Annotated in this window: 26 protein-coding genes and 1 tRNA gene; 10 read left to right on the top strand and 17 right to left on the bottom strand. The window is 63.0% G+C overall.

The genetic code is table 11. The features are described 5' to 3' along the window. Positions 1–7 precede the first annotated feature (7 nt). From AC1ROT_RS02165 to AC1ROT_RS02210, 10 genes are all read right to left on the bottom strand, one after another. Positions 8–1306 carry a CmpA/NrtA family ABC transporter substrate-binding protein gene (locus AC1ROT_RS02165; RefSeq protein ID WP_492970373.1) on the bottom strand — a complete coding sequence of 433 codons (1299 nt, stop codon included), beginning with the start codon at positions 1304–1306 and terminating at the stop codon, positions 8–10. 350 nt (positions 1307–1656) lie between these two features. Next, positions 1657–2244, bottom strand: coding sequence for an ANTAR domain-containing response regulator (locus AC1ROT_RS02170; protein ID WP_492997067.1), 588 nt, complete (start codon positions 2242–2244; stop codon positions 1657–1659). 173 nt (positions 2245–2417) lie between these two features. Then, positions 2418–2831, bottom strand: a complete 414-nt coding sequence (locus tag AC1ROT_RS02175; protein ID WP_492970370.1) for a DUF3830 family protein — start codon at positions 2829–2831, stop codon at positions 2418–2420. An 80-nt stretch (positions 2832–2911) separates the two neighbouring features. Further along, complete coding sequence (locus AC1ROT_RS02180; RefSeq protein WP_492970369.1) at positions 2912–3586, bottom strand: amino acid ABC transporter permease; 675 nt, start codon at positions 3584–3586, stop codon at positions 2912–2914. A gap of 10 nt (positions 3587–3596) precedes the next feature. After that, positions 3597–4277 (bottom strand): amino acid ABC transporter permease, encoded by a 681-nt coding sequence (locus AC1ROT_RS02185; RefSeq protein ID WP_492997068.1) that lies wholly within the window; start codon positions 4275–4277, stop codon positions 3597–3599. A gap of 10 nt (positions 4278–4287) precedes the next feature. Continuing rightward, the gene (locus tag AC1ROT_RS02190) at positions 4288–5037 is read right to left on the bottom strand and encodes an amino acid ABC transporter ATP-binding protein (RefSeq protein WP_492997069.1); all 750 of its coding nucleotides are present in this window, start codon (positions 5035–5037) and stop codon (positions 4288–4290) included. 19 nt (positions 5038–5056) lie between these two features. After that, the gene (locus AC1ROT_RS02195; protein ID WP_492970366.1) at positions 5057–5905 is read right to left on the bottom strand and encodes a transporter substrate-binding domain-containing protein; all 849 of its coding nucleotides are present in this window, start codon (positions 5903–5905) and stop codon (positions 5057–5059) included. Between the two features lie 54 nt (positions 5906–5959). Beyond that, a complete protein-coding gene (locus AC1ROT_RS02200) occupies positions 5960–6910 on the bottom strand; it encodes an N-carbamoyl-D-amino-acid hydrolase (RefSeq protein WP_492997070.1) in 951 nt (316 codons plus the stop codon). Next, positions 6907–8373, bottom strand: coding sequence for a dihydropyrimidinase (hydA, locus tag AC1ROT_RS02205; RefSeq protein WP_492970364.1), 1467 nt, complete (start codon positions 8371–8373; stop codon positions 6907–6909). The genes AC1ROT_RS02200 and hydA overlap by 4 nt, the downstream gene beginning before the upstream one ends. A 135-nt stretch (positions 8374–8508) precedes the next feature. After that, positions 8509–9444, bottom strand: coding sequence for a LysR substrate-binding domain-containing protein (locus AC1ROT_RS02210; protein WP_492970363.1), 936 nt, complete (start codon positions 9442–9444; stop codon positions 8509–8511). 166 nt (positions 9445–9610) lie between these two features. Here AC1ROT_RS02210 and AC1ROT_RS02215 point away from each other — a divergent pair, with 166 nt between their 5' ends. Genes AC1ROT_RS02215 through AC1ROT_RS02235 form a run of 5 tightly spaced genes read left to right on the top strand, consistent with a single transcriptional unit; the run spans position 9611 to position 14058 of the window. Then, positions 9611–10270: an aspartate/glutamate racemase family protein gene (locus AC1ROT_RS02215; RefSeq protein ID WP_492997071.1), complete on the top strand. Its 660-nt coding sequence runs from the start codon at positions 9611–9613 to the stop codon at positions 10268–10270. Between the two features lie 6 nt (positions 10271–10276). Then, complete coding sequence (locus AC1ROT_RS02220) at positions 10277–10915, top strand: flavin reductase family protein (protein WP_492997072.1); 639 nt, start codon at positions 10277–10279, stop codon at positions 10913–10915. After that, positions 10912–12330 (top strand): FAD-binding oxidoreductase, encoded by a 1419-nt coding sequence (locus AC1ROT_RS02225; protein ID WP_492997073.1) that lies wholly within the window; start codon positions 10912–10914, stop codon positions 12328–12330. The genes AC1ROT_RS02220 and AC1ROT_RS02225 overlap by 4 nt, the downstream gene beginning before the upstream one ends. A 22-nt stretch (positions 12331–12352) precedes the next feature. Continuing rightward, on the top strand, positions 12353–13276 hold the full coding sequence (locus AC1ROT_RS02230; protein ID WP_492997074.1) for a dihydrodipicolinate synthase family protein: 924 nt from the start codon (positions 12353–12355) through the stop codon (positions 13274–13276). Next, on the top strand, positions 13276–14058 hold the full coding sequence (locus AC1ROT_RS02235; RefSeq protein WP_492997075.1) for an SDR family oxidoreductase: 783 nt from the start codon (positions 13276–13278) through the stop codon (positions 14056–14058). The genes AC1ROT_RS02230 and AC1ROT_RS02235 overlap by 1 nt, the downstream gene beginning before the upstream one ends. A 9-nt stretch (positions 14059–14067) precedes the next feature. Here the strand turns inward: AC1ROT_RS02235 and AC1ROT_RS02240 are convergent. Next, positions 14068–14143: transfer RNA gene (locus tag AC1ROT_RS02240), tRNA-Met, on the bottom strand. A 91-nt stretch (positions 14144–14234) separates the two neighbouring features. Continuing rightward, positions 14235–15416: a tRNA 2-thiouridine(34) synthase MnmA gene (gene mnmA, locus AC1ROT_RS02245; RefSeq protein ID WP_492997076.1), complete on the bottom strand. Its 1182-nt coding sequence runs from the start codon at positions 15414–15416 to the stop codon at positions 14235–14237. Positions 15417–15850: 434 nt separating this feature from the next. Here mnmA and AC1ROT_RS02250 point away from each other — a divergent pair, with 434 nt between their 5' ends. Together AC1ROT_RS02250 and AC1ROT_RS02255 are read left to right on the top strand one after the other, a co-directional pair. Beyond that, positions 15851–16282 carry a hypothetical protein gene (locus tag AC1ROT_RS02250; protein ID WP_492997077.1) on the top strand — a complete coding sequence of 144 codons (432 nt, stop codon included), beginning with the start codon at positions 15851–15853 and terminating at the stop codon, positions 16280–16282. Positions 16283–16380: 98 nt separating this feature from the next. After that, the gene (locus tag AC1ROT_RS02255) at positions 16381–18183 is read left to right on the top strand and encodes an AIPR family protein (RefSeq protein WP_492997078.1); all 1803 of its coding nucleotides are present in this window, start codon (positions 16381–16383) and stop codon (positions 18181–18183) included. Between the two features lie 71 nt (positions 18184–18254). On the opposite strand, the gene AC1ROT_RS02260 is transcribed toward AC1ROT_RS02255, so the two are convergent. Next, entirely contained in the window at positions 18255–18638 is a 384-nt protein-coding gene (locus AC1ROT_RS02260; protein WP_492970353.1) for a response regulator, read from the bottom strand. A gap of 339 nt (positions 18639–18977) precedes the next feature. Continuing rightward, positions 18978–19790, bottom strand: a complete 813-nt coding sequence (locus tag AC1ROT_RS02265; RefSeq protein ID WP_492997079.1) for a hemerythrin domain-containing protein — start codon at positions 19788–19790, stop codon at positions 18978–18980. Between the two features lie 273 nt (positions 19791–20063). Between AC1ROT_RS02265 and AC1ROT_RS02270 the strand changes: the two genes are divergently transcribed. Next, entirely contained in the window at positions 20064–21290 is a 1227-nt protein-coding gene (locus tag AC1ROT_RS02270; RefSeq protein WP_492997080.1) for an MFS transporter, read from the top strand. A gap of 1 nt (position 21291) precedes the next feature. Here AC1ROT_RS02270 and AC1ROT_RS02275 read toward each other — a convergent pair whose 3' ends face one another. Beyond that, on the bottom strand, positions 21292–21657 hold the full coding sequence (locus tag AC1ROT_RS02275) for a DUF1304 domain-containing protein (RefSeq protein WP_492970349.1): 366 nt from the start codon (positions 21655–21657) through the stop codon (positions 21292–21294). A 154-nt stretch (positions 21658–21811) separates the two neighbouring features. Here AC1ROT_RS02275 and AC1ROT_RS02280 point away from each other — a divergent pair, with 154 nt between their 5' ends. Continuing rightward, a complete protein-coding gene (locus AC1ROT_RS02280; RefSeq protein WP_492970348.1) occupies positions 21812–22195 on the top strand; it encodes a DUF3606 domain-containing protein in 384 nt (127 codons plus the stop codon). Positions 22196–22217: 22 nt separating this feature from the next. On the opposite strand, the gene AC1ROT_RS02285 is transcribed toward AC1ROT_RS02280, so the two are convergent. Continuing rightward, positions 22218–22970: a sulfite exporter TauE/SafE family protein gene (locus tag AC1ROT_RS02285; RefSeq protein ID WP_492997081.1), complete on the bottom strand. Its 753-nt coding sequence runs from the start codon at positions 22968–22970 to the stop codon at positions 22218–22220. 126 nt (positions 22971–23096) lie between these two features. On the opposite strand from AC1ROT_RS02285, the gene AC1ROT_RS02290 reads away from it, so the two are divergent. After that, positions 23097–23735 (top strand): glutathione S-transferase family protein, encoded by a 639-nt coding sequence (locus tag AC1ROT_RS02290; RefSeq protein WP_492997082.1) that lies wholly within the window; start codon positions 23097–23099, stop codon positions 23733–23735. A 5-nt stretch (positions 23736–23740) separates the two neighbouring features. On the opposite strand, the gene AC1ROT_RS02295 is transcribed toward AC1ROT_RS02290, so the two are convergent. Then, entirely contained in the window at positions 23741–25141 is a 1401-nt protein-coding gene (locus AC1ROT_RS02295; protein ID WP_492997083.1) for a serine hydrolase domain-containing protein, read from the bottom strand. Positions 25142–25173 lie beyond the last annotated feature (32 nt).

Genomic DNA, 25173 nt, shown 5'->3' on the forward strand with positions numbered 1-25173 from the left:
CTGGAGTTCAGACGCGGGTGATGGCGAGGCTCTTCAGATACCCAGCCGGATCGGCCGGATCGAAGACCTTGCCGTCGAAGAAGGTTTCCTTGCCGCGCGAGGTCGAGGCCGGAATGTCGGCCGCGGCCACACCCAGTGTCTTGGCCGCATCGCGCCACAGGTCTTCGCGGTTGACCTGGCCGATCAGCGCCTTGGCATCCGTATCGCCGGGCAGGTAGCCCCAGCGGATATTCTCGGTGATGAACCAAAGCTCATGGCTCTGGAACGGATAGGACGCGAAGTCGCGCCAGAACTTCATCACCAGCGGGCTTTCCGGACCCACGGTGACCTTGCGGCCGTTGCCGTAATCGATCTTGCCGGTCTGGCGATCGAGGATGTCTTCCACCGGCACCTTGAACCAGTCGCGACCACCGACGATCTTGCACAGCTCGGCCTTGTTCTCGGTCTTGTCGCACCACTGCTGGGCTTCCAGTGTCGCCATCAGGATGGCCTTGGCCGCCTTCGGGTTCTTCTCCACCCAGTCGGCGCGCAGACTGAGCGACTTCTCCGGATGGTCCTTCCACAGTTCGCCGGTGGTGAGCGCGGTATAGCCGATATCCTGATTGACCAGCTGCGACGGCCAGGGCTCGCCGACGCAGAAGGCTTCCATGGTATTGACCTTCATATTCGCCACCATCTGCGGAGGTGGCACGGTGATGGTCGAGACATCCTTCTCCGGATCGATGCCGTTGGCGGCAAGCCAGTAACGGATCCACATGTCATGGGTGCCGCCCGGGAAGGTCATCGCACACTTGATGTCCTTGCCTTCGGCTTTGGCCTTGCGGAAGGCGACGCCGAGCGCCTTGGCGTCGGAGGTCACCTTGAGGTCGGCATAGGCCTTCGACACCGAGATCGCCTGGCCGTTGGTGTTCAGGCGCGCCAGCATCGCCATCGGAATCTTGGACTTGGTGATCTTGCCCGCGGCCATCAGATAGGGCATCGGCGTCAGGATATGCGCGCCGGTGATGCCGCCGCCGGCCTCGCCCAGCTCGATATTGTCGCGCGTCGCGCCCCAGGAAGCCTGCTTGTCGATCACCATGTCGGGCAGGCCATACTTGGCGAAGATGCCCTTCTCCTTGGCGATGATCAGCGGCGACGAGTCCGTCAGCGCGATATAGCCGAGCTTGGTGCCCTTCACTTCCGGACCGGCGGCCTGCGCAAACGCGCCGCCGGGGAACTGAATACGGGCCGCTGCCATCAATGCCGCAGCACCCGTGGCGCCCTTGAACAGCTGACGACGATTAAAACCTTTGGACTTCGCAACCATGTAGAACCCCTCCTTTTGTGTCCCGCGCCCTGTCCGCGGCCATAAAAAAAGCGCCCGACAATCGAGGCCCCTTGCGGGACCGCATTGCCGGACGCCATTGTCCGTTTCGCGACCGATCAGCGTTTGCCTGGGGAGGCCTTGGCTGGGAGGTCGGAACTATGGACCGACTGCGCCATTGCAGCCGGAAGTCACGTTTAACAAAGCATGAAGCATGCCAGTCCCGGTCTGCGCGGATTTTGTCAGCTTTTCAGCGACATAGAGCGAATGGCCGAGTCGGGCTGCGATTGCTGCACTGCACATAAATCGGGCGACTGCCCTGCAGTGCTGCGCAAAAGGGCAGCCGGACTGCCCTATTTGCTTTTCAGGAGATCGGCGAAAGCCAGCAGGGTTTCGGCCACGTCGGCCAGCCTTTGCTGGCGGTCCATGGCCAGCTTGCGCAGGGCCGCATAGGCGTCCTCTTCGCTCAGGCCGCGCTCCTTCATCAGCATGCCCTTGGCCCGTTCGATGGTCTTGCGCTCGTTGAGCGTCGCCTTGGTTTTTTTCAGCTCGTCGCGCAGCGCCTGGAATTCACGGAAGCGGGCAATCGCCACATCAAGGATGGGCTTCACCCGGTTCACGTTCAGGCCGTCGATGATGTAGGCCGAAACCCCGGCCTGCATAGCCTGATTGATCATGGTCTCGTCCGACTGGTCGACGAACATCACGATCGGCCGCGGCTGGTCGGCGTTGATCTGACGCATGCTTTCGATGGTGTCGCGGCTGGGCGATTCCATGTCGACGATGATCACGTCGGGCGCAATCTCCTGCACCCGTTTTGCGCTCAGGTCGCGCGGAGCCAGCTGCGCCACGAGATCATAGCCCTGGCCCTGCAGGGCCTCGGCCAGAACCACCGCGCGTTCCGGGTCCTCGTCGATCAGAAGAATGCGTATGCCAGCCACAAATCCATCCCACCGCGCGCCTTCCACGGCGCGCCCGCCCCAATACTAAGCAAGATGCATACCGTTTCGGCAGGTTGGAAAACGGCAACCTGCCAAGTGGCGATAAACCAAGGCAGAAAGCGAAAGGGCCGCGGTATTCCGCGGCCCTGCCTGTGAAATCCGTGCCGGCTGGTTCAGGCCAGTTCGAAGCGGATCGACTGGGCGCCCTTCCACAGCACCGACTTGCCGAGCGGCATCAGGTTCTCCAGCCCCTCGGTGATGGTGATGAAATGGTTGCCAGCCAGCTGGCCCATCTTGGAGGCGAAATGCACGCCGCCATAGGCCAGCAGAATCTCGGTCTCGCTGATCCCGCCCGGATACAGGATGATCTGGCCCGGCGCCGGATAGCTGGTGTGGTTTTCGTAGCCGAGGCCGAGGTCGAGATCGCCCAGCGGGATCCAGCAGCCCTCGCCGCTCCAGCGGACATGGATGATCTTCTCGTTATAGGGCAGCAGGCTGCGGAATTTCGCGCAGGTCTTGGGCGCGGCTTCTTCCTCGAACTTGGCGCCGAAGACGAAATCACCGGCCGTGATCCGAAGCTTGGTCATGCGGTTTCTCCCGGAATGGTAGGCAAGACGTTGGCTGCCTGCTTAGCCGGGAACCGGCGCACCGGCAAGAGCCGCAGGCTTCAGCGCGCCACCATATTCTTGTGCTCCAGCCGGCTGAGCCAGCGCACCAGCGGCCACAGGATCGCCAGGTAGATCAGCGCCGCCAGCACCACCGGCGACGGATTGAACAGCAGGGCCTGGGCATCGCGCGCCACCCGCAGCAATTCGGGCAGCGCCACCACGCTGGCGATGGTGGTCAGCTTCACCACCTCGATGCTGTTGCCGACCAGATCGGGCAGCACGTTGCGGGTCGCCTGCGGCACGATCACATAGGCCAGCGCCTGCATCCGGCTCAGGCCGGTGGAGCGCGCCGCTTCCATCTGGCCCTGCGGCACGCTGAGCAGGCCGGCGCGGAAGACCTCGCCGTAATAGCTCGAATTGTTGAGCAGGAAGCCGAGCGCCACCGCCAGCAGCTTGGGGATGTCGAGGCCGAGGAAGGGCGTGCCGAAATAGATGAAGATCAGCAGCACCAGCGGCGGCAGCGCGCGGAACACATCGACATAGGCGGCCACCAGGAACCGCACCAGCCGGCTTTCGCTCTGGGTGCCGATCAGCGCCACCGCCAGACCGCCGATCAGGCCGAGCGGAATCACCAGCGCCGACAGCCACAGCGTGGTGAACAGGCCCTGCAGCAGATAGGGAAAGACCTGGATGAAGACGTCGATATTGAAGAAGTTGCGCAGCAGTGCGTCCATGGTGCGTGCCTCAGACTTTCCACTGCCAGCGGGTTTCCAGCCGCCGCGCCGCATAGAGGATCGGAATGAACAGCAGCAGATAGGCCGCCGCCGCCATGGTCAGCGGCGTGGGATTGCCCGAATTGCTGCTGGCCGACTGCGCCTCGTTCAGTACCTCGTTCAGCGCCACCACCGAGCCGAGCGCCACATTCTTGCTGATCGCGATCACGCGGTTGGTCAGCGGCGGCACGGCGATGCGGAAGGCCTGCGGCAGGATCACCGCCGTCATGGTGTGCCACCAGGTGAGACCGGTGGAGCGCGCCGCTTCCGACTGGCCGCGCGGCAACGCCAGGATGCCGCCCCAGACGCTTTCCTCGGCATAGGCGGCCAGCACCAGCGACAGCGCCAGCCAGACCGTGGCAAAGGCGTTCATCGGCATGCCGATCAGCGGAAAGGCAAAGAAGAAGATGATCATCAGCACCAGCGGCGGCAGGGCCCGCATGATATCGGCAAAGGCGATGATCAGCAGCGACAGCGGCCGGATCTGCAGAGCGCGCAGCACCGCCAGTACCACGCCGAAGGCCAGGCCGCTGATGGCAACCAGCACGCCGACACCGGCGGTGACACCCAGACCTTTCAGCAGGTCGGGCCAGTATTTCGCCGCCACCTCCAGATTGAAGAAGGTATGGATGAACCGTTCGAGATCGGTCATGGCCGAAGGCTCATTCGGCGGCGCCGTTATAGCGCGACAGGAAAGCCTTGGTACGCTCGTGCTGCGGCGCGCCGAAAACCTCGGCCGGCGCCCCCTGCTCCACGATCACGCCGCCATCCATGAAGATGACGCGATCGGCCGCCGCGCGGGCAAAACCCATTTCGTGAGTGACCACCAACATGGTCATGCCGGCTTCGCGCAGCTGGCGCATCACTTTCAGAACCTCGCCCACGGTTTCCGGGTCGAGCGCGCTGGTCGGCTCGTCGAACAGGATCAGCTTGGGCTGCAGAACGATGGCGCGTGCAATGCCGACGCGCTGCTGCTGGCCGCCCGAAAGCTGCGCCGGATGCACCCTGGCCTTGTCGGCCAGGCCGACACGCTCCAGGGCTGCCATGGCCAGCGTCTCGGCCTCGGCCTTCGACTTGCCCTGTACCTTGCGCAGCGCCAGCGCGACATTGCCCAGCGCTGTCAGATGCGGATAGAGATTGAAGCTCTGGAACACCATGCCGATATGCTGGCGCACCTGGTTGATATCGACATCGGCGCGGGTGATGTCGATGCCATCGACCACCACCTGCCCGCCCGTCGACTCTTCCAGCCGGTTGCAGCAGCGCAGCATGCTGCTCTTGCCCGAACCGGACGGCCCGATGACGCAAACCATCTCACCGGGCCAGATCCGCAGATCGATCCCACGCAGGACATCGAGGGAGCCGTAAGCCTTGTGCAGGCCTACGAGCTCCAGGATCGGTGACGGACTCATTTACCTTGCCAGCAAATGCTTACGAGCACTTCAGCGGGGTTTCCGTCGGATCGTAGCCTTCCATGCCCGGCACACCGAAGCCGGCCGTGATGGTGGCGGCAGCCGAACCCGGCTTCGGCTTCTCGCCCAGCCACTTCTCGACGATCTTGGCCAGGCTGCCATCCTGCTTCATGCACTTGATGGCCATGGAGAGCTCGTTGCGCAGCGCCTTGTCATCCAGGCGGAAGGCCATCGCCCAGACCAGGCCGGTGGAGATCACCAGCGTGGCCTTTAGGTCGGGATTCTGCTTGGCCGACCAGGCGCTGGAGGTGTTGCCCGACATGTTGGCATCGGCGCGACCGGCCAGCACCGCCTGCACGGCATCGGCATTGGTACCGAAGACGTCATACTTGAAGCCAAGCTTCTCGGCATTGTCGCGCGCCCAGTTTTCGTAGGCCGAACCCTTGTTGACGGTGATGGTCTTGCCCTTGAGGTCTTCCACCGTCTTGATGTCGGGCGTGCTCTTCTTCTGCACGAAGCCATAATCGGTGTTGAGGTAGCCGTCGCTGAATAGCATGTTCTTAGAACGCTCGGGCGTCACCGTCACCGGCGCGATCACGAAGTCATACTTCTTGGCATTCAGGCCGGGGATCAGAGCGGAGAATTCCGTACCCTCGATATCGATCTTCTTGCCCAGCTTCTTGGCCAGCTCTTCGCCGAGATCGATGTTGAAGCCCTGCAGGCCGCCGCCCAGCTTGGCCATGGCATGCGGGGCGAAGGTGGCATCGATGCCGGTCTTCAGCGTCTGGGCCAGAGCCGGGAGGCTCAGGGTGGCAAAGGCCACGGCAACGGCGGCGACGAGCCCCCGGTTCAATATGCGATACGTCATGACAACCCCCTTGTTGGATGATGGATGGAAAGCGTGAACTGGTCCTTGCAAGTTTCAGTCCGGTGCCGTGCCGAGCGGCGCGCCGGCGCCGGTGCGCTCGATGATCAGGCTGTAATGCTCGGGCCGGCGGTGTTTGGCGAAGTTGAACACATGCTCGCGGAAGGTCTCGCCGATGCTGAGATCCGCATTGGTGAAGATCAGCTCGTCTTCCTCGCTCTGCGCGAGCGCCGTGATCTCGCCGGTGGGCGACACGATGGCCGAACCGCCGATCATGTGGAAACCGTCTTCCTTGCCGCATTTGGCCGCTGCCGCCACCCAGATGCCGTTCTGGTAGGCATTGCCCTGCAAGGAGAGCAGGTGATGGAACATGCGCAGATGCGGCGGCTCGGACCAGTGGATGTTCCAGCTCGGGGTGTTGTAACCCAGCGCCACGATCTCGGCGCTCTGCAGGCCCATCACGCGATAAGTCTCGGCCCAGCGGCGGTCGTTGCAGATGCACATGCCGATGCGGGCGCCCAGCGTTTCCCAGACCTTGAAGCCCTCGTTGCCGACCTCGAAGAACTTCTTCTCCAGATGCTGGAACGGCGCGGTCTCGATATGATGCGAATGCCCGGGCAGATGGATCTTGCGGTAGCGCCCGACGATCTTGGCGTTCTCGTCGGTCAGGATCGCGGTGTTGAAGCGGCGGCCGTCCGGCGTGATCTCGGCATAGCCGAGGTAGAAACCGATCTTGAATTCAGCGGCCAGATCGAACAGCGGTTTGGTTTCCGGGCCAGGCATGCTGCGTTCGAAGAAACGCTCGACCGCTTCGTCTTCGCTCATCCAGTAGCGCGGGAAGAACGTCGTGAGCGCCAGTTCGGGGAAGACCACGAATTTCGCGCCGCGGCCATGGGCTTCGCGCAGCAGCGCGATCAGGCGCTTGACCACGGCCGCCCGACTGTCGGCCAGATTGATCGGCCCGAGCTGGGCGACGGCAATGCCGTAAGGGCGTTTCAGGCCGCTCATGGCATGCCCACCAGGCTGCGCAGCATCTGGCGCGCGACAGCCGCCGAGATGCCGGTCGGGTTGGCCAACATGTCGGAGGGCTTGCGCTTCAGGAACTGGCCGGAGCCGCGCTCGGCATTCAGTGTGTTGTTCTCGACCACCACGCGGCCGCGGCTGATCACGATCTCGGGCCAGCCCTTCAACTGACGGCCCTCATAGGGCGTGTAGCCGACATTGTCGTGCAGCATTGATGCCGTCACGGTGATTTCGCGTTCCGGGTTCCAGATGCCGATATCCGCATCGGCGCCGACAGCGATCACGCCCTTGCGGCCCGTGAGGCCATACATGGCGGCATGGTTGGTGGCAGTCAGCGCCACGAATTCCTGAATGGTGATGCGGCCGGCCATGACGCCTTCCGAGAACAGCAGCGGCAGGCGCAGCTCGATGCCGGGCACACCATTGGCCATTTCCTTGAAGGTGGTGGCATCGCCCTTGGGTAGCTTGCCGCTCTTGTCAAAACGATAGGGCGCGTGATCCGAAGAATAGGTCAGCAGCGTCCCGTCCTTCATGCCGGCCCAGACCGCTTCCTGCGATTCCTTGTCGCGCGGCGGCGGCGAGCAGCAGAACATGGCGCCATCCAGGCCCTGACGATCCAGGTCCTCGGCGGTCAGGAACAGATATTGCGGGCAGGTTTCGGCATAGACGGCCGCGCCGCGCGTCTTGGCGCGCCGGATGGTATTGATCGCCTCCTGGGCGGAGACATGCACGATCAGCAGCGGTACGCCCAACAGGCGCGACAGCGCGATGGCGCGGTTGGTCGCCTCGCTCTCGGCAATCGGGTCATGGGCGACGGCATGGAATTTCGGCGCCGTGTGGCCCTGCTCCAGCAGGCGATGGGCCAGCCAGCGGATCATGTCGTGATTCTCGGCATGCACCATCACCAGTGCCTGCTCGCGCGCCGCCACCGACAGCACATCCAGCAGCTGGTGATCGTCCAGCCGCAGCTTGTCATAGGTCATATAGACCTTGAGCGAGGTGATGCCGTCGCGGATCGCCTGCGGCAGGTCGGTCTGCAGCGCCGTATCGTCGGGATTGGCCAGGATCAGATGGAAGCCGTAATCGATCACCGCCTTCTCGCGCGCCAGCCGGCCGTAATCGGCCACCACCTCGGGGATTTTCATCTCGCGGTGCTGGGCGGCGAAGGGAATGATGGTGGTGGTGCCGCCAAAGGCGGCCGAGACCGTGGCGGAATAGAAATCGTCGGCGCACATGACGCCCATGCCCGACAGCTGCTCCACATGGCAGTGACTGTCGATGCCACCGGGCAACACCCAGCGACCGGCGGCGTCGATCTCGCGCTTGCCGGGCCCGAGCCCTTTTCCCACGGCGGCAATCACGCCGTCGCGCACGCCAATATCAGCTTCGAATACATCGCTCGCGGTGGCGACGCGGCCATTGCGCACCACCAGATCGAAATCACTCATGCGCCCCACTCAAAAGCTGGATAGACGATTCAGCGCTCCGGAAGCGAAATTCTCGCAATGCAGCACCAGAATGTCTCATGCCGGTTTGTCATCCGCCCTTAACACGATGTTATGGGCCCAGAAGCGCACCCCGCGTCAGTGCCGGACGGCTCGTTCCGGCAGTTCGTCCTGCAGCGAAAATCCGTTCACGGCCATCAGCTTGCGCAGGATTTTGACAAAGGATTGCGCAAGCTGCGACATCGGCTCGAAGCGCAGGAAGGCCAGGTTCGCCATCATCACCGGCGCGTCGACCACCGGGCGCATCACCAGATGGCCGTTTGGCCAGTTGTGCAGCGAGAATTCGTCGATCAGCGCGATGCCCGCCCCCGCCTGCACCAGCGCGCAGGCGCTTTGCGGCGACCCGACCTCGATGGTGGTTTTCAGCGGCAAACCGGCGCGATGATACATCTGCGCCACCATGCGGCCATACGGCGTCTCGCGGTCATAGGCGACCAGCGGATAATCCTGCAGGTCGGCCAGAGTCAGCATGGCCTTCTGCGTCAGCGGATGATCTTCCGGGCAGACGCAGCAGACCGGGCTCTGGCCCAGCGGCTTGGTCTCCAGATTGGGATGCTCGATCGGCGTGCTGATCACGCCGATATCAGCCTGGTGGTTCAGCAGGCGATCCTGCAGCGGCGCGTAATTGAGGAAATTGAAGGTCACTTTCGCATCGGTGTATTGCGCGCAGAGCGTGGCGATTGCCTGTGGAATCAGCACATGGCCGATACTTGGGCTGGAGACGACATGCAGCACGCCCTGGCGCCGCTCGGCCAGCGAATGCGCGACTTCGTTCACCCGCTGCACGCCGAGGTAGACATGATCAACCTCGCGGAACAGGCGTTTCGCCTCAGGGGTTGCATAGAGCCGTCCCTTGATGCGTTCGAACAGCGGAAAACCGACCCGGGTCTCGGTATAGGACAGCAGACGGCTGACAGCGGGCTGCGACACATGCAGTACTTTGGAGGCCCCACTGATCGATCCGGTGCTCATCACCGCGCGAAACACCTCGATCTGACGAAGATTCAACGACATACCGACCTCCCGTGACCTGATTTTCTTATGGCCATCGCATGATGCCCTAAAATCAGCCCTGCCCATAACATTGCGTTAAGGGCGCGCGACAAATACGCAAGGACCATGCCACCCACAGGAGCCCCGGGCTGGCATAGACTGACGATGACTTCTGCGAGGACCTGCGATGACGCCCACCATCATTGTGATCAATCCCAACTCGAACGAAGCGGTCACCGCCGGCATCGATGCCGCGCTGGAACCACTCCGCATCAGCGGCGGTCCGGCCATCCGCAGCCTGACGCTGAAGGAAGGCCCCGCCGGCATCCAGACCCAGCATGATGTGGAGTCCGTGGCGCTGCCGCTGGCGCGCCTGGCCAAGTCGCTGGAAGCCGAAGCCAGCGCCTTCGTCATCGCCTGTTTCAGCGATCCCGGCATGCATGTGGTGCGCGAAACGGTCAGCAAGCCAGTGCTGGGCATCGCCGAAAGCGGCGCGCTCACCGCCATGACCATGGGCCATAAATTCGGCGTCATCGCCATTCTCGATGGTTCGATCTCGCGCCATCTGCGGCTTTGGGGCGCCATGGGCATCACCGATCGTCTGGCCGGCGAGATGGCCATCGGCCTGACCGTGGCCGAACTTTCGGATCGCGAACGCACGCTGAAACGCATGATCGATACCGGCAAGCGCCTGCGCGATGAACGCCAGGCCAATACCATCGTGATGGGCTGCGCCGGCATGGCGGTGTTCCGCGACCCGCTGCAGGATGCGCTCGGCATTCCGGTGATCGAGCCCACTCAGGCCGCCACCACCATGGCGCTCGGCCGCGTGCGTCTGGGCTGGTAAGCCGGCATGGACATCGCCGCCGCCGATCTCTCGCCCGACCGCATCTACAAGCTGCTGGTCAGTACGGTGATGCCGCGCCCGATCGCGCTGGTATCCACGCTGAATGCCGACGGCGGCACCAATGCCGCACCGTTCAGTTTCTTTAATGTCTTCAGCAATGCACCGCCGCTGCTGGTGATCGGTATCGAGGGCAGCAAGCGCGACGACGGCAAGCCGCACAAGGATACGGCGCGCAACATCATTGAACGCGGCGAATTCGTGGTGAACCTGGTCAGCCATGCCATCGCGGAAGCCATGGTGGCCAGTGCCATCGATTTTCCCGAAGGCGTCAGCGAATTCGAGGCTGCCGGCTTCACGCAGCGCGACTCCAAACAGATCGCCGTGCCGGGCATCGCAGAGTCACCGGTCAGCTTCGAATGCCGGCTCTTTGCCACGCAGGCGCTCCCCTATAACCGCAGCCTGGTGACGGGCGAGATCGTGCATCTGCATATCGCCGATGGCGCCATCGACGACAAGCTGCATGTCGATCCCGATGCTCTCGATCTGGTCGGCCGCATGCACGGCGCCGGCTGGTACACCCGCACCCGTGACCGCTTCGAGATTCCGCGCATGACCGTGGCCGAATGGCAGGCTCGCAAGACATGAGCGACGCGGCATTTCTGGCTCAACTGAAAGGTATCGTCGGTCCGGCCCATGTGCTGACCGCAGATGCCGATCAGGCGGCTTATGTTGTCGATTGGCTGAAGAAATATCGCGGCCGCGCCCTGGCGGTGGTGCGGCCGGCCGATACCGCGGAAGTCGCAGCCGTGCTGCGCTGCTGCAACGAGGCGCGCGTTTCCGTTATCCCGCAGGGCGGCAACACTGGCATGGCCGGCGGCGCCACGCCGGACGACAGCGGCCGGCAGGTGATCCTCAGTCTGGGCCGGCTCAACAGAATCCGTGAGATCGATCCGGTCGGCAACACCATCACGGTGGATGCCGGCTGCATCCTTGCCAATATCCAGGCCGCGGCGCGCGAAGCCGGACGGTTCTTCCCGTTGAGCCTGGGCGCCGAAGGCAGTTGCACCATCGGCGGCAACCTTGCCACCAATGCCGGCGGCATCGCCGTGCTGCGCTACGGCAACACCCGCGAACTGGCGCTGGGGCTGGAAGTGGTGCTGGCCGATGGCCGCATCTGGGACGGACTGCGCGGGTTGCGCAAGGACAACACCGGCTATGACCTGCGCGACCTGTTCATCGGTTCGGAAGGCACGCTGGGGGTTATCACGGCGGCTGTGCTGAAGCTCTATGCCGCCCCCGCGACGCGCGCCACCGCCATGGTCGCCCTGCCTGATCGCGATGCCGCACTCAAGCTCTTCGTGCGGCTGGGCGCACGCGCCGGCGACCGCCTGACAGCCTTTGAATTCATGACGCGCAACTGCCTGGAGTTGGTGCTGCGGCATGTAACCGGCACGGTGTCGCCCTTTGCAGCCGTGCCGCCGGCCGTGGTGCTGGCCGAGTTGAGCGATGCCGATGCATCCGCCGATCTTAGCGGCCTGCTGGAAAGCGTCCTGGCCGAGGCGATCGAAGCCGGCGAGGCCACGGATGCGGTAATCGCCCAAAGCCAGGAACAGGCCAAAACCCTGTGGCGCCTGCGCGAAGGCATCTCGGAAGCGCAGGTGCGGGCCGGCAAGACCATCAAGCATGATATCGCGCTGCCCATCGGAAGGCTTGCCGCCTTCATGGATGAGTGTGAAACCGCCGTAGAAGCCGCCTTCCCCGGTCTTAATTTTCTGGTCTTCGGCCATCTGGGCGACGGCAACCTGCATTACAACCTGCAGCGCGCACCGCATATGAACGACGACGACTTCTACGCCCTCACCGGACCGCTCAATGCCGTGGTGCATGATCTGGTCGAGCGCTATCGCGGCAGCATCAGCGCCGAGCATGGCGTCGGCCAGCTGCGCCGCGACGAGTTGCCGCGCTACAAGCCCGCCGTCGCGCTGCAGATGATGCATGACATCAAGGCGCTGTTCGACAGCCGCAATATTCTTAACCCGGGCAAACTGCTCCAAACATAACCGCTCGCCTAACGAGGACTTCATGGCCAAACTCGACGAAACCGCCAAGGGCGTCTACATCATCTCGGTCACGCCGTTCACCGACAGCGGCGCACTGGACCTGGACAGCACCGACCGCATGGTCGATTTCTACATGGAGCAGGGCGTCACCGGCTTCACCCTGCTGGGCATGATGGGCGAAGCGCCGAAACTGACGCTGACGGAATCGCGCAGCTTCGTCCAAAGAGTCCTGAAACGGCTCAATGGCAAGGTACCGGTGGTGGTGGGCGCGTCCAGCCCCGGCTTTGCCTCGATGGCCGAACTCACCAAGGCCGTGATGGACGATGGCGCCGCCGGCGTGATGATCGCCCCGCCGGGCACGCTGAAGACCGACGACCAGATCGTCACCTATTACGAGAATGCGGTCGAGGCCATCGGCAGCGCCGTGCCCTTCGTGGTGCAGGATTTCCCGCAGTCGACCAATGTGCATATGGCTGCGTCCGTGATCGCCCGCATCATCAAGGCGCTGCCGTCCTGCGTGATGCTGAAGCACGAGGACTGGCCGGGCCTGGCCAAGCTGAGCGCCCTGCGCGCCATGAAAGACCTGCGGCGCGTCAGCATCCTGGTCGGCAATGGCGGGCTGTTCCTGCCCGAGGAGATGGAGCGCGGCGCCGATGGCGCCATGACCGGCTTCGCCTATCCGGAAATGATGGTGGGCGTGGTGCGCGCCTACCAGCAGAACGATCCGGGCCGCGCGCGCGACATCTTCGACGCCTATCTGCCGCTGGCCCGCTACGAGCAGCAGCCCGGCCCTGGTCTTGCCATCAGGAAATACGTTTTGCAGAAGCGCGGCGTGATTGCCTCTGCCGCCCTGCGCAAGCCCGGCCCGAAGCTCTCGCCTGCGGACATCGCGGAGATCGAGACCATGATCGCGCGGCAAGCCAAGCGCCTGCAGGAGATCGGCTGATGGATCTGGGACTCACCGGCAAACGCGCCCTGGTGCTGGGTGCCAGCCGCGGCCTGGGCGCCGCCGTCGCCCGCGTGCTGGCCCGCGAAGGCGCCAGTGTCATCGCCGCCGCGCGCACGGTGGCCGATACCCAGGCCTGGATCGCGCAAGAGTCGCCCGAGGTCGCCGCACGGCTCTCGGCGAAACCGCTGGACCTCGCCGACCGCGCCTCGGTCGATGCGCTGGCGGACGCGATGCTGCCCGACGGCGTCGATATCCTGGTCAACAATTCCGGCGGGCCGCCGCCGGGTGGGGCCGCCGGCATGGCGCTGGAGCTGTGGCAGCAGCAGTTCACCGCCATGGCCGGGCATCTGTTTCACCTGAGCAACCGGCTGCTGCTGCCGATGCAGGCGCGCGGCTTCGGCCGCATCATCACGATTGCTTCCTCGGGCATCGAGCAGCCGATCCCGAATCTGGCGCTTTCCAACAGCCTGCGTATGGCGGTGCTGGGCTGGTCGAAGACGCTGGCGGCGGAAGTGGCGGCCAGCGGGGTGACGGTGAATCTGGTGCTGCCCGGCCGCATCCATACCGACCGCGTCGACCAGCTCGACGGCGCCGCCGCCGCCAAGCAGGGCAAGAGCCGCGAGGAGATCGCCAAGGCCTCGCAGGCGACGATTCCGATGGGCCGTTATGGCCGGCCCGACGAATTCGCCGATGCGGTGGCCTTCCTGGCCAGCGCGCGCGCCGGCTATATCACCGGCGTGAAACTGCGGGTCGATGGCGGCATGGTGCGGGGATTATAAGAGGCGGGATGGTGGCTGGAGGCGGATTTGAACCGCCGACCCAGGGCTTATGAGTCCCTTGCTCTACCAACTGAGCTATCCAGCCACATCCGGACCGCACCGGTAAAACCCGGCGCGGAGGCGCATGGAATACGGAACCGGCCCCGATCTGTCAAGCGCGCCGCAAGCCCCTGATTTCAGGCGGCTAATTCGCCGGCCGCGGCGCGTGCGATCCAGCCGCCGCCGAGCAGGCGGTCGCCGGCATAGACCACCCCGGCCTGGCCGGGCGCGACGCCGAATTCGGCCATGGCCAGCTCCAGCCGGGCTGTCCCTTCGCCGGCCGCGAAGATCGTCGCCGCCACCGCCGGCTGCGCCGAGCGCAGCTTCACGCTGACCTCCAGCCCCTCGGCCGGAATGGCGCCGCCGAGCCAGTTCAGTTCGCGCAGCATGACACTGCTGCGCGCCAGCGCCGCTTTCGGCCCGACGACGACGCGGCGCTTCGGCGCATCGATGCGCAGAACATAGAGCGGCTCCGGGCCGGCGATGCCGATGCCTTTGCGCTGGCCGACGGTGAAATGGATGATGCCCTCGTGACGGCCGAGCACGCGGCCCTCGGGATCGACGATCTCGCCCGGCTCGGCTGCTTCGGGGCGCAGCTTCGCCACGACGCTGGCGTAATCGCCATTGGGCACGAAGCAGATATCCTGGCTGTCCGGCTTGTCGGCCACGATCAGCCCGAACTCTTCCGCCAGCTTGCGCACGGCGGGCTTCTCCAGGTCACCCAGTGGAAAACGCAGATAGTCGAGCTGCGCCTGCGTCGTCGTGTAGAGGAAATAGCTCTGGTCGCGGCGCGGATCGCGGCCCCTGTGCAGTTCAGCCTGGCCTTCTGCACCAAGAGCACGCTTCACATAATGCCCGGTGGCCAGCGCCGCGGCGCCGAGGTCGCGCGCGGTCTCCAGCAGGTCGCGGAACTTGACGCGCTGGTTGCAGCGGATGCAGGGGATCGGCGTTTCGCCATTCACGTAACTGTCGGCGAATTCGTCCATCACCGACTGGCGGAAGCGGCTTTCGTAATCCAGCACGTAATGCGGAATGCCCAGTCGCTCGGCCACCTGGCGCGCATCGTGGATATCCTGGCCGGCGCAGCAGGCACCTTTCTTGGCCAGCGCCGCGCCATGGTCGTAGAGCTGCAGCGTGATGCCAATAACATCGTAGCCTTCGCGCTTGAGCAGGCCGGCGACCACGGAGGAATCCACCCCGCCCGACATGGCCACCACCACGCGGGTTTGCGACGGCGCGCCGGGCAGGCCCAAACTATTAAGAATGGGACTGTTCAGACCAGGGCTGTTCAGGCCGGATATGTTAACGGGGGCGATCATGGGGGCGGACTATAGCGCCCGGCTTCCGCCGGGCAAGCAAAGGTTGCCCCGGCGAACACCCCGGTTCGGCTGAAAATCAATGCGCCCTGCATGTCTGTTTCGCCTTATTCCGCCTTATCCGATCCTTATTCCGGCTTATCCGATGCTTATTCCGTCTTATTCGGTCTTATCCGGTGCTTATTCGGTCTTATTCCGGCTTATTCCGCTTCGCCCGGCTTCCCTCGGGCTCCTTTTGCTTCGTTTGCCTTCGCCCGACTTCGTTTCGCTTCGTTCGGCTTCGTTTGCGTTCGTTTGCATTCGCCGGGCTTCGTTTTGCTTCGTCCGGCTTCCCCGGGTCGCCCGGTCAGAAATCCGGACACGGACCATCATCCGGGTTTGACGACACCCGAAAAAGAACATATAATGAACATTCGTAAAAATCAAGGGAGCCGTTTATGACCCCGCCCACCCCCCTGCCTGGCCCGCCGCTATCGGGACCGACCCTGCCCTGCCGCCATCTCAGTATATCTATCGGCCGGCCGGTGGCGGCGGTCTATGCCTTCCTCGCCGATCCGGCGAACTGGCCCGCCTGGGCCAGCGGGCTCGGCACGCTGCGGCAGCTCGACGATGGCCGCTGGGTGGCGCAGCAGGAAGCCGGCCTGATGACGGTGGTATTCAGTCCGCGCAATCCCTTCGGCATCCTCGACCATACGGTGACGACACCGGCCGGCGCAGAGATCTATGTGCCGCTGCGCGTGATCGCCAATGGCAACGGCGCCGAGGTGATCTTCACACTGTTCAGATTGCCGGAGATGGACGACGCGACATTCGCGCGCGATGCGGATTGGGTGATGAAGGATTTGGAGAGGTTAGGAACTACTCTGTAAACCGAACATACCAAAGTATGCGAATTTGTTTTTTCTCCTTTGCCGATCGCAACTCCAATATAAAGCTCTGAGGTTGGGGAAGTTACAGGCAGGAAACAATGGACAACAAACTTGGCAACGCGCGCCGCTACAAGACGCTTTGCAATGTACTGGACGCACTCTGCAAAGAAGCGCCAACCACAACAAAAGAATACCATCCTCCGCCAGGCGATCAGGACAAAGTTATACAAGCCCGCTCACGGGCGCTGCTCCACCTCTTCCTAAAAGCCAGATTTGGAATCGTAAAATTTCCCGATCGAGAATCGCTCATTACCGATGGCAAATTTGATGGCGGTATCGACGCATTTTATATAGATCCAACGAATAAGATCATATTCGTACTACAATCAAAATTTAGAGCGACTGCAGGTAATTTCACAGCCAACAATATGTCGGCAGACGATTTATTAAAGATGGATGTAAAAAGAATCCTGAAAGGTCTTAAAAAGGATGAAAAAGGAAATTCATATAATGAAAGAATTACAAAAAGCCTGCAGAAGGCTGTCCAACAACTGCCCGATTCAGGCAGTTACACAGTAAAAGTTGTTTTGTTGGGAAATTCCAAAAACTTTAGTCAAGCGCAATTAAAGAAATTGATTGAAGGGTACTCACCAGAACAATTCTCGCATGAGCGAATATACCAAGAGTTACTATTTCCCGTTATTCACGGCACATATTTTTCAGACCCGAACCTTCGAATAGAAATTAATCTCGCAAATCTTCGAGGGGAGACTCACCTTGACTACGATGTTAAGGCAAATTCCCTAAAATCGAATGTCAAGATTCTATTCGTCCCCACTCGCGAAATAGGACGAATAATGGATACTTATAAAAATTCCATCCTTCACTTCAATCCAAGAAGCTTTCTCGAATTAAAATCAAACTCCGTCAATAAAGAGATCAGACACTCACTGCTGAACGAAGACAGCAATGAGTTCGCTCTTTTTAACAACGGCATCACCATAATATCCGACCAGACATCTATTAGTTCAGACACCGCCAAACAAGGAACAGCGCAAGTCGTTCTAAGAAATCCACAACTAGTTAATGGTGGGCAAACTGCATATACCTTGAGCCGAATTTATAAAGAATGCGCCAAGACGAAAGACTTCAGTGCATTTAAGGGAAAAGAAGTTCTTCTACGTGTCATCACATTTGTCGGTACACAAAATAAGAAGACCGACGGATTGCGCTTGGAGCTGATTGGGAAAGTCTCGAAGGCCAGTAATTCTCAAACGAAAATCGAAGAGTCCGATCGTCGCTCAAATGACGAGATTCAAATCAAACTGCAGAATCTATTCTTCGAAAAATACGGCCTCTATTATGAGCGCAAACGCGGCGAATTTGCAGATGGGCTCAACTCAAATTACATAGAACGCTTCATGCTCATTAATCGAGAAAAGTTGGTTAGAGTCGGGTTAGCCGCTGACTATAGAATTAATCAAGCAAAGACTAGTATTGCACAATTCTTCGAAAAGGCAGAACTCGCCACACTTCTCGACGCAAAAAAAGTCGACCAATATGCTTATGGTTATGAAACTCTTCGCCTTGTCGAGAAAGAGAGAAAGTCTCCGCCGAAAAAACCGAAAGACCGCTATCACACAACCCAATACGGCCAAGGCTTACGTTACGGTCAGTACGCAATTATTGCTGCCTGTGTGAATCTCGGAACGACCAAGGGTAAAGCCGAGAAAGAAGTCGTTAAAGCGATCTTGGGGCAATGGCTCAAATTTGAAAAATGGGCAGAAGGAAAATCCACCAATGCTGCTTACCAGCAGAAGGGCGGCTCATTCGATTATGTTAATTACTACAAGGGCTCTACAGTAAACGCCGACGTAAAGAGTTATAAGTTTACCATATAAAAAAAGGCCCGCGTGATCGCTCTCGCGGGGCTTTGTGTTTTAGTCGCAATGCAACCCTGTTTCGTGCAGCCTCAATCCGCCGCAGCCACCACGCCGCGCTCCTGCATCTGCACCAGGCGCAGCAGGTCTTCCGGCTGGAACGGTTTCTGCAGCGTGGCCGCCGCGCCGAATTCGCGGGCGATGCGCAGGTAATCGATGCCGCCGTTGTTGCCGCTGCCCGACACGGCGACGATCCGCACATCGGGCTGCCGCTGCACAAGCTGGCGGATGGTTTCCAGGCCTTCCTGGTCGGGCATGATGATGTCGGTGATCACCACATCGAAGCGTTCGGCCTCGAACTTCGCCACGCCGGAGCGCCCATCGCTGGCGCGTACCACTGTATGCCCCGCCGAGGTCAGGATGGCGGCGATGACATTGGCCATCGGATCGTGGTCTTCGATGATCAGGGCATGCATCGCACTCTCCCATCGGCAAAGGGGCAGATCGCACGGCCCCTGCAGATCGCGACCGGAAAAAACCCTACAGCCCCATTATTCAAAATCCGTCCGGCGCCGCCGTCAACACAAGCCAGCCCGGCCTTGGCAATTGTCACAGGTTTATGATGGCCCCGTTTACGATTTTATGATGACGTCCCGCGTCGCAGCATTCGCGCCTGCGGGATCATCGCCCCCGGCCGATCCCGCCGGACCGGGCTCCCCCCACGAAAGAAAGCCCCGCGCGATCGCGCGCGCGGGGCCTTGCCGTTTCCGCCGTGCCGTGGCGGCGACTGTGTCCGTTACTTGGCCGCGTTACGTCTACTTCGCCCGGGCGAACTGCTTCAGCAGTTGTGCCTTGCGGTCGGCCATCTGTTCGGCCATGGCATGCAGGTTGAGGTCATGCCCTTTCAGCTTGGGGAACATCTCCTCTTCCTCTTCCTTCACATGATGCTTGATGTATTCCTTCAGCACTTTCATCTTCGCATCATAGAGGTGATCGGCGGGATCGCCGGCCTCGATCTGCGCGATCAGGTCTTTCGCGCCGGCATGTTCCACCACCGCTTCATCCACCAGATCGTGCTCGATCTCCTTATGGGCCGGCGGATAGAGGATTTCCTCCTCCACCTGGGTATGCACGCGCAGCTCCAGGCAGATCTTGGCCGCCAGCTCGGCCTTCTCGGCCTTGTTCTGGGTATGCTCGAATTGCTCGAACAGGCCCTCCACCTTGCGGTGATCGGCCTTCAGCAGGGCAATGGCGTCATCGGGCGTGCCCTCCACGGCCAGGCTGGTCACCATCTCCTTCACCACCTTGGTCATCGCCGCCGAGGCGGTGAAGGGCAACTGCGAGGGCTTGCTGACATTCTGCGCCACGGTGGCACGTCCTGTGGCGCGGCCGGTGGTGACGGCGGACTTGCTGGCGCCAGACTGGCGCGCGACAGATTTCGGCGCGGCCTTGCGGGCGCCTGTCGTCTTGCGGGCGGCTGTCGTCTTGCGGGCGCTCGCCTTGCGCGTCGCGCTCTTGGCGCGCGACGCTGCTGACTTGGCGGACTTGGCAGTCTTGGCCGTTTTCCGCGCGGCGCCGCTGCGGGCCTTGGTGCTGGCGGTTTTGGTCTTGGTCGCTTGTCTGGCCATGGGGGCGTCTCCAGGTTGCTGGTGCGTCGCTGCCGGCGACAGTGGAGCCGTCTGCGGCTCGGGTATCCAACAACCATGCTGTCGCCGATTGGTTCCGCGCGGCGACGATCATGCGCGACCGCGGGCCGCGCGCCGACAGAATGAAGTCAGCGGCGGGTTGAAGCGGCGCGGCCCGAGGCGTACAACCGATTCAACGCCTGTTTCGCCCGGTTTTCTCTCGCTCCGCTTCTTTCTCTTTCTTTCTCTCGCCCCGCTTTCATTTCTTTCGCCTCCATGCGCCTGTTCCGCCCCCTGCGCGACCGCAACATGGCCCTGCTCTGGTTCGGCACCAGCATCGGCCAGGTGGGCCTGCAGGTGTATGATGCCTCGATTGCCTGGATCGCCGTCGACGCGGTGGGCGCCCATGCCTCCTGGGTCATCATGGGCACGGCGGCGCTGTCGCTGCTGCTCAGCCTGTTCGGCGGCCTGCTGGTCGACCGCTTCGAGGAATTCTCCAGCCTGACGGTGATCGACACGCTGCGCGCGGTGCTGGTACTGCTGCCGGCGCTGTGGCTGCTGGTGGCGCCCGATGCGACCTGGTTCTTCGTGCCCACCGTGCTGCTGATGGCACTGCTGCGGCCGCTGCCCTATCCGGTGATCTATGCGGCGCTGCCGCGGCTGACGCGCGAGGGCGCGCTGCTGAACGCGATGAATGCGCTGATCGATGCCGCCGCTCGGCTGTCGCGCGTGGTCGGGCCGCTGCTGATCGGCCTGCTGCAGACCGTGCTGTCGCAGATGGCGATCCTCACCGCGGCGGCGCTGGGCTTCTTCGCCTCGGCCGCCGCGACGTTTCTGCTGCACCGGCGCGTGCCGCCCGACGTGAAGCCGGCCGAGGCCCTGCCCACCGCCGCGGAAGCCGCGCGGCCGTTGCGCGAGGTGCTGGAGGCCCTGCAGGCGGCGCGGGCACGGCCGCCGGTGTGGTTCGCGCTGATCGCCAATGTGGTCAGCAACGGCGCCTGGCAGGTCGGCTATATCCTCGGCGTGGCGCTGATGATCCAGAGCGAGGCGATGGGCGACCTGGGCGGCTATGCCGCGGTGATGGCGGCCTATGGCGCCGGCAACATCGCCTGCAGCCTGGTGGCGGGCAACCTGGAAATCCGCCGCGCGCCCTGGTGGACGCGGGCCGGGCATATCGTGGCCGGCATCGGCTATTGCGCCATGGCGACGGCGCCCGATATCCGCTGGCTGATGCTGGCCGCCGCGCTCACCGCCTGCGGCGGGCCGCTGGCCGACCTGAGTTTCCTGAGCCAGATCCAGGCCGAGGCCAACCGCCGCATGGTGGCGCGGCTTTATCGGCTGAAGCTGGTCGGCGCCTGGACCGGCGCGCTGCTGGCCACGGCGGTCAGCGCCTGGCTGTTCGCCTGGTTCGGCGCGCGGCCGGTGATCGCCGCCTGCGGCGCCGCGCTTCTGCTCAGCGCCGTGCTCGGCTTCCGCTGGCAGAGCCGGCAGGCCGCCGTCTAGATCACATCACCTGCCAGACCAGGGTCAGCGCCACCAGCGCCGGCAGGGCCTGCACATAGAGGATGCGGCGGCTGACCGTCCAGGCGCCGTAGAGTCCGGCGACGATGACGCAGGCGAGGAAGAAGGTCAGCAGCTCGCGCGCCGCAATCGGATCGGGATGCAGCAGGCCCCAGATCAGGCCGGCGGCGAGGAAGCCGTTATAGAGGCCCTGGTTGGCCGCCAGCACGCGGGTGATCTCGGCTTTCTCCGGCGTGTTGCGGAAAACGCGCAGGCCGGTGGGTTTGGTCCACAGCACCATCTCCAGCACCAGGAAATACACATGCAGCAGCGCCACCAGCGCCACCATGATCGTTGCCGCGATTGCCATGGAGCCGTCTCCGCGTTTGGCGAGTCCCGGCATGGAGCATAGCATGGATAAGCCCCGCCTAAGCCCGCGCTTCGCCTGCTTTTTCGCGATTCGCCAGCGGGAACTGCCGTGGCTGCGGACCGTTAGTCCTGCGATCCCACAAAGGAGGCCCGTCATGGCCAGCAGCCGTCATCCTTCGGAACTGAAGACTGAGTCGAGCAAGCCCTCGAAAGAGCAGATGCAGGAAGCCAAGCGCGAGGACCGCGACGAGGACGTGGAACTGGATGCGGCGCTGCGCGACAGTTTCCCGGCCAGCGATCCAGCCTCGATCAGCCAGCCGACCGCCAGCACGCCCTCGCTGGCGAAAAACGGCGACCAGGCCGGCGCCGGCGACAAGACGCGCAAGCGCCTGCATGAGCGCGTCAATGTTGCCGACAAGAGCGAGATCGAATACTGGACCGACCGCTTCGGCGTGTCGGAAGCCAAGCTGAAGGAAGCCGTCAAAAGCGTCGGCTTCTTCCCGCAGGAAGTGGCGCATTACCTGAACAAGCCGCTCTGATTGCACGCGATCGTCGGGCGGGTCACAGGATGAACCGCCCGACGATATAAAGACCCAGCAGCAGCAGGGCGATATAGAAGGCGCGGCGGAAGGCGGCTTCCGACATGCGGCTGCGCAGCGCCTGCCCCGTCACCATCCCCAGCACCGCCGGCACCACGGCCAGCGCCGACAGCAGCAGCTGGTCGCCGTCCAGCATGGCGCGGCCGCCAAGGGCTGCGCCGAGCGCCAGCGTCGAGGCCATGAACAGCAGGCCCATCGCCTGCACCAGCTGGTCGCGCGTCAATCCCAATGCCTGCAGGTAGAGCACGCCGGGCACCACGAAGGAGCCGGTGAGCCCGGTCAGCACGCCGTTGACCGCGCCGACCAGCGGTCCGGCCCAGAATTCGTGGCAGGCGCTGAGCGCCACCGGCGGCCGCAGCAGCCCGAGCAGCGCATAGGCGATCAGCAGCAGGCCGAGCAACGCGTTCAGCCATTTCGGATCGATAATGCTGAGCGCTTCGACGCCGAACCAGATGGCCACCGTGGCAGCGAGCAGAAAAACCCAGAGCCGGCGCAGCAGCACACGGAAATGCCCGCCGACAAACGCCTGCCAGGCATTGGTGGCGAGATTGGGCACCAGCAGCACGATCATCGCCATGCGCAGGTCCATGGTGGCGGCGAGCAGGCCCAGGGTGATGCTGGGCAGGCCAAGGCCGATCACGCCCTTCACCGTGCCGGCAAGCAGGAAGACAAAGGCGATCCAGACCAGGGCGGATAGTTCAAAACCGGCAAACACACGACTCTCCTGTCACGATAACGACACCCCCTTATGACAGATTGCAGGGGTGCAATGTTTCGGTCGCGGCCGAAGTATTTTCGGCTACAGTCCCGGCGATTTTTTCCAAGCCGTTCCGAGAGCGCCATGCTGACCATCCTGGGCAAAGCCGGTTCCATCAATGTGCGCAAGGTGCTGTGGACCTGCGCCGAACTCGGCCTGAAGGATGGTCGGGACTATGTCCATGACGCGAGCTGGGGCGGCGATGGCCGCTCGACGCGCGACCCGGCCTTCCTCGCCCTCAATCCCCATGGCCTGGTGCCGGTGCTGCGCGACGGCGACGTGGTGCTCTGGGAATCGAATGCCATCGTACGCTACCTGATCGGCCGTCATGGCCGCCCCGACCTGCTGCCGACCGACAGCGCCAGCCGCGCCAAGGTGGAGATGTGGATGGACTGGCAGCTCGGCGATTTCAACAGCGCCTGGCGCTACGCCTACATGGCGCTGGTGCGCAATCCCGCCGCCTTCACCAACCAGGCCGAGATCGAACGCTCGATCACGGACTGGACCGCCAAGGTCGCAGTGCTGGAGCAGCAACTGCAGCGCACCGCGGCCTATGTGACGGGCGCCGCCTTCAATGCCGCCGATATCGTCATCGGCCTGTCGGTGAACCGCTGGTTCGGGACGCCCATGCCGCGACCGGACTTCCCGGCCGTCAGCGCCTATTACGAGCGGCTAAGCGAACGGCCGGGTTTCCTGCAGTTCGGCCGCAACGGCCAGCCGTAGCCGCCTCAGCGGCGCTTGCGCGCCTTTGTCTTTGTGACCTTCGGCTCGTATAGCGCGCTCATCGCCTGCGCCGCTTTGGCCTCGGTCTGCATGCGCCAGCCGGCGATCCAGACCTCGCTCACCTTGCCGCGCGCGTTCCGCTTGAGCATCGCCGGCTCGCCATAGCTGGCATAGCCGCCGCCCTGTGTGGTGCGCGCGCGGTCCCGGCCCTCGACGGTCAGTTCGCTGGCATCCATGAAGGGGTTCATGAAGACCGGATTGACCACCATGATCTTGTTGGCCATCGGCACCAGATCGGTGGCGCCCCAGTGGCCCCACCAGCGCCCGCGCCAGTCGGCAGTGCGCCGTGTCGGTGCGCCATGGCGGGCGAAACCGCGCAGGATATGCACGATGCCATCGAGCCATAGTCCGGCCAGACCGTCGCTGGAATTGCTCAGCACCGAAATCGTGATCTCCTGATCCGGCAGGTTGGCGGTGCGGGTGATGAAGCCCTGGAAGCCGCCGGAATGGCCGAACCAGCTCCAGTCGCCGATCTGGCCGCTGATGATGCCGAGGCCGTAATGGGTTTCCATGCTGCTGTAGGGATCGCGCCACAGCCGGCGGATCATCTCGCGCCGGCTGGCCACCGACAGCAGATGGCTTTTCGACGACGGCATCAGCTGGCTGTAAAAGCGCACCAGATCGGCCGCCGTGCTGACAAAGCCGGTGGCCGGCGCCAGCGCCTGCGTATCGTTGTCGCCGGGAATGATGACGCGGCGACCGAGCAGCAGCTTGCTGCTATGGCCGCTGGCCATCGGCGCACAGCGGCGCCGATGAAAATCGGGCTCGGTCTCGCGCAAACCGGCCGCAGCCACGATCTCGTGGCGCATCCAGTCGACATAAGGCTCGCCGGTGATGCTCTCGATCACCAGGCCGAGCAGGCCGTAGCCGTGATTGGAATATTTGAACCGCGTGTTGGGCTCGATGGTCGGCGGCAGCGCCAGGTCGGCGCGCAATTCCGCATCATTGCGGAAGGGCCGCGTGTCGGACCAGTGGCCGGTATCGCCGCCATCGCGCACCACGCCGGCGCCATGGGACAGCAACTGCTGCAGTGTGGCCGCGGCCAGCTTCGGATGCAGGCCATCGACATACTGGCCGATGGGGTCGTCCAGGCGCAGCTTGCGCCGCTCGCGCAGCTTCATGATGCCGGCGGCCGTGAAGGTCTTGGAATGGGAAGCGACGCGAAACCGGTGCTGCAGGGTCAGCGGCGTCTGCTTCAGGTCATTGGCATGACCGACGGCATGCTGGAACACCAGCTTGCCGCGATGGGCGATGGCGAGCACGCAGCCGGTACGACCCGAACCGCGAACCTGGAAATCAACCCAGTCGGGAATGTAATCGAGCGCCGCCCGAAACCATCTGTCCATCGAATCCTCCCGCCGGTCTATGCGGGGGATTC

It is taken from the genome of Ferrovibrio sp. GW821-FHT12E11 (assembly GCF_058806975.1).

Coding starts and splice junctions, on each gene's coding strand:
- AC1ROT_RS02165 (WP_492970373.1), bottom strand. CDS start 1,306: ATGGTTGCGAAGTCCAAAGGTTTTAATCGTCGTCAGCTGTTCAAGGGC.
- AC1ROT_RS02175 (WP_492970370.1), bottom strand. CDS start 2,831: ATGACCAAGCTTCGGATCACGGCCGGTGATTTCGTCTTCGGCGCCAAG.
- AC1ROT_RS02180 (WP_492970369.1), bottom strand. CDS start 3,586: ATGGACGCACTGCTGCGCAACTTCTTCAATATCGACGTCTTCATCCAG.
- AC1ROT_RS02185 (WP_492997068.1), bottom strand. CDS start 4,277: ATGACCGATCTCGAACGGTTCATCCATACCTTCTTCAATCTGGAGGTG.
- AC1ROT_RS02190 (WP_492997069.1), bottom strand. CDS start 5,037: ATGAGTCCGTCACCGATCCTGGAGCTCGTAGGCCTGCACAAGGCTTAC.
- AC1ROT_RS02195 (WP_492970366.1), bottom strand. CDS start 5,905: ATGACGTATCGCATATTGAACCGGGGGCTCGTCGCCGCCGTTGCCGTG.
- AC1ROT_RS02200 (WP_492997070.1), bottom strand. CDS start 6,910: ATGAGCGGCCTGAAACGCCCTTACGGCATTGCCGTCGCCCAGCTCGGG.
- hydA (WP_492970364.1), bottom strand. CDS start 8,373: ATGAGTGATTTCGATCTGGTGGTGCGCAATGGCCGCGTCGCCACCGCG.
- AC1ROT_RS02210 (WP_492970363.1), bottom strand. CDS start 9,444: ATGTCGTTGAATCTTCGTCAGATCGAGGTGTTTCGCGCGGTGATGAGC.
- AC1ROT_RS02215 (WP_492997071.1), top strand. CDS start 9,611: ATGACGCCCACCATCATTGTGATCAATCCCAACTCGAACGAAGCGGTC.
- AC1ROT_RS02220 (WP_492997072.1), top strand. CDS start 10,277: ATGGACATCGCCGCCGCCGATCTCTCGCCCGACCGCATCTACAAGCTG.
- AC1ROT_RS02225 (WP_492997073.1), top strand. CDS start 10,912: ATGAGCGACGCGGCATTTCTGGCTCAACTGAAAGGTATCGTCGGTCCG.
- AC1ROT_RS02230 (WP_492997074.1), top strand. CDS start 12,353: ATGGCCAAACTCGACGAAACCGCCAAGGGCGTCTACATCATCTCGGTC.
- AC1ROT_RS02235 (WP_492997075.1), top strand. CDS start 13,276: ATGGATCTGGGACTCACCGGCAAACGCGCCCTGGTGCTGGGTGCCAGC.
- mnmA (WP_492997076.1), bottom strand. CDS start 15,416: ATGATCGCCCCCGTTAACATATCCGGCCTGAACAGCCCTGGTCTGAAC.
- AC1ROT_RS02250 (WP_492997077.1), top strand. CDS start 15,851: ATGACCCCGCCCACCCCCCTGCCTGGCCCGCCGCTATCGGGACCGACC.
- AC1ROT_RS02255 (WP_492997078.1), top strand. CDS start 16,381: ATGGACAACAAACTTGGCAACGCGCGCCGCTACAAGACGCTTTGCAAT.
- AC1ROT_RS02260 (WP_492970353.1), bottom strand. CDS start 18,638: ATGCATGCCCTGATCATCGAAGACCACGATCCGATGGCCAATGTCATC.
- AC1ROT_RS02265 (WP_492997079.1), bottom strand. CDS start 19,790: ATGGCCAGACAAGCGACCAAGACCAAAACCGCCAGCACCAAGGCCCGC.
- AC1ROT_RS02270 (WP_492997080.1), top strand. CDS start 20,064: ATGCGCCTGTTCCGCCCCCTGCGCGACCGCAACATGGCCCTGCTCTGG.
- AC1ROT_RS02275 (WP_492970349.1), bottom strand. CDS start 21,657: ATGGCAATCGCGGCAACGATCATGGTGGCGCTGGTGGCGCTGCTGCAT.
- AC1ROT_RS02280 (WP_492970348.1), top strand. CDS start 21,812: ATGGCCAGCAGCCGTCATCCTTCGGAACTGAAGACTGAGTCGAGCAAG.
- AC1ROT_RS02290 (WP_492997082.1), top strand. CDS start 23,097: ATGCTGACCATCCTGGGCAAAGCCGGTTCCATCAATGTGCGCAAGGTG.
- AC1ROT_RS02295 (WP_492997083.1), bottom strand. CDS start 25,141: ATGGACAGATGGTTTCGGGCGGCGCTCGATTACATTCCCGACTGGGTT.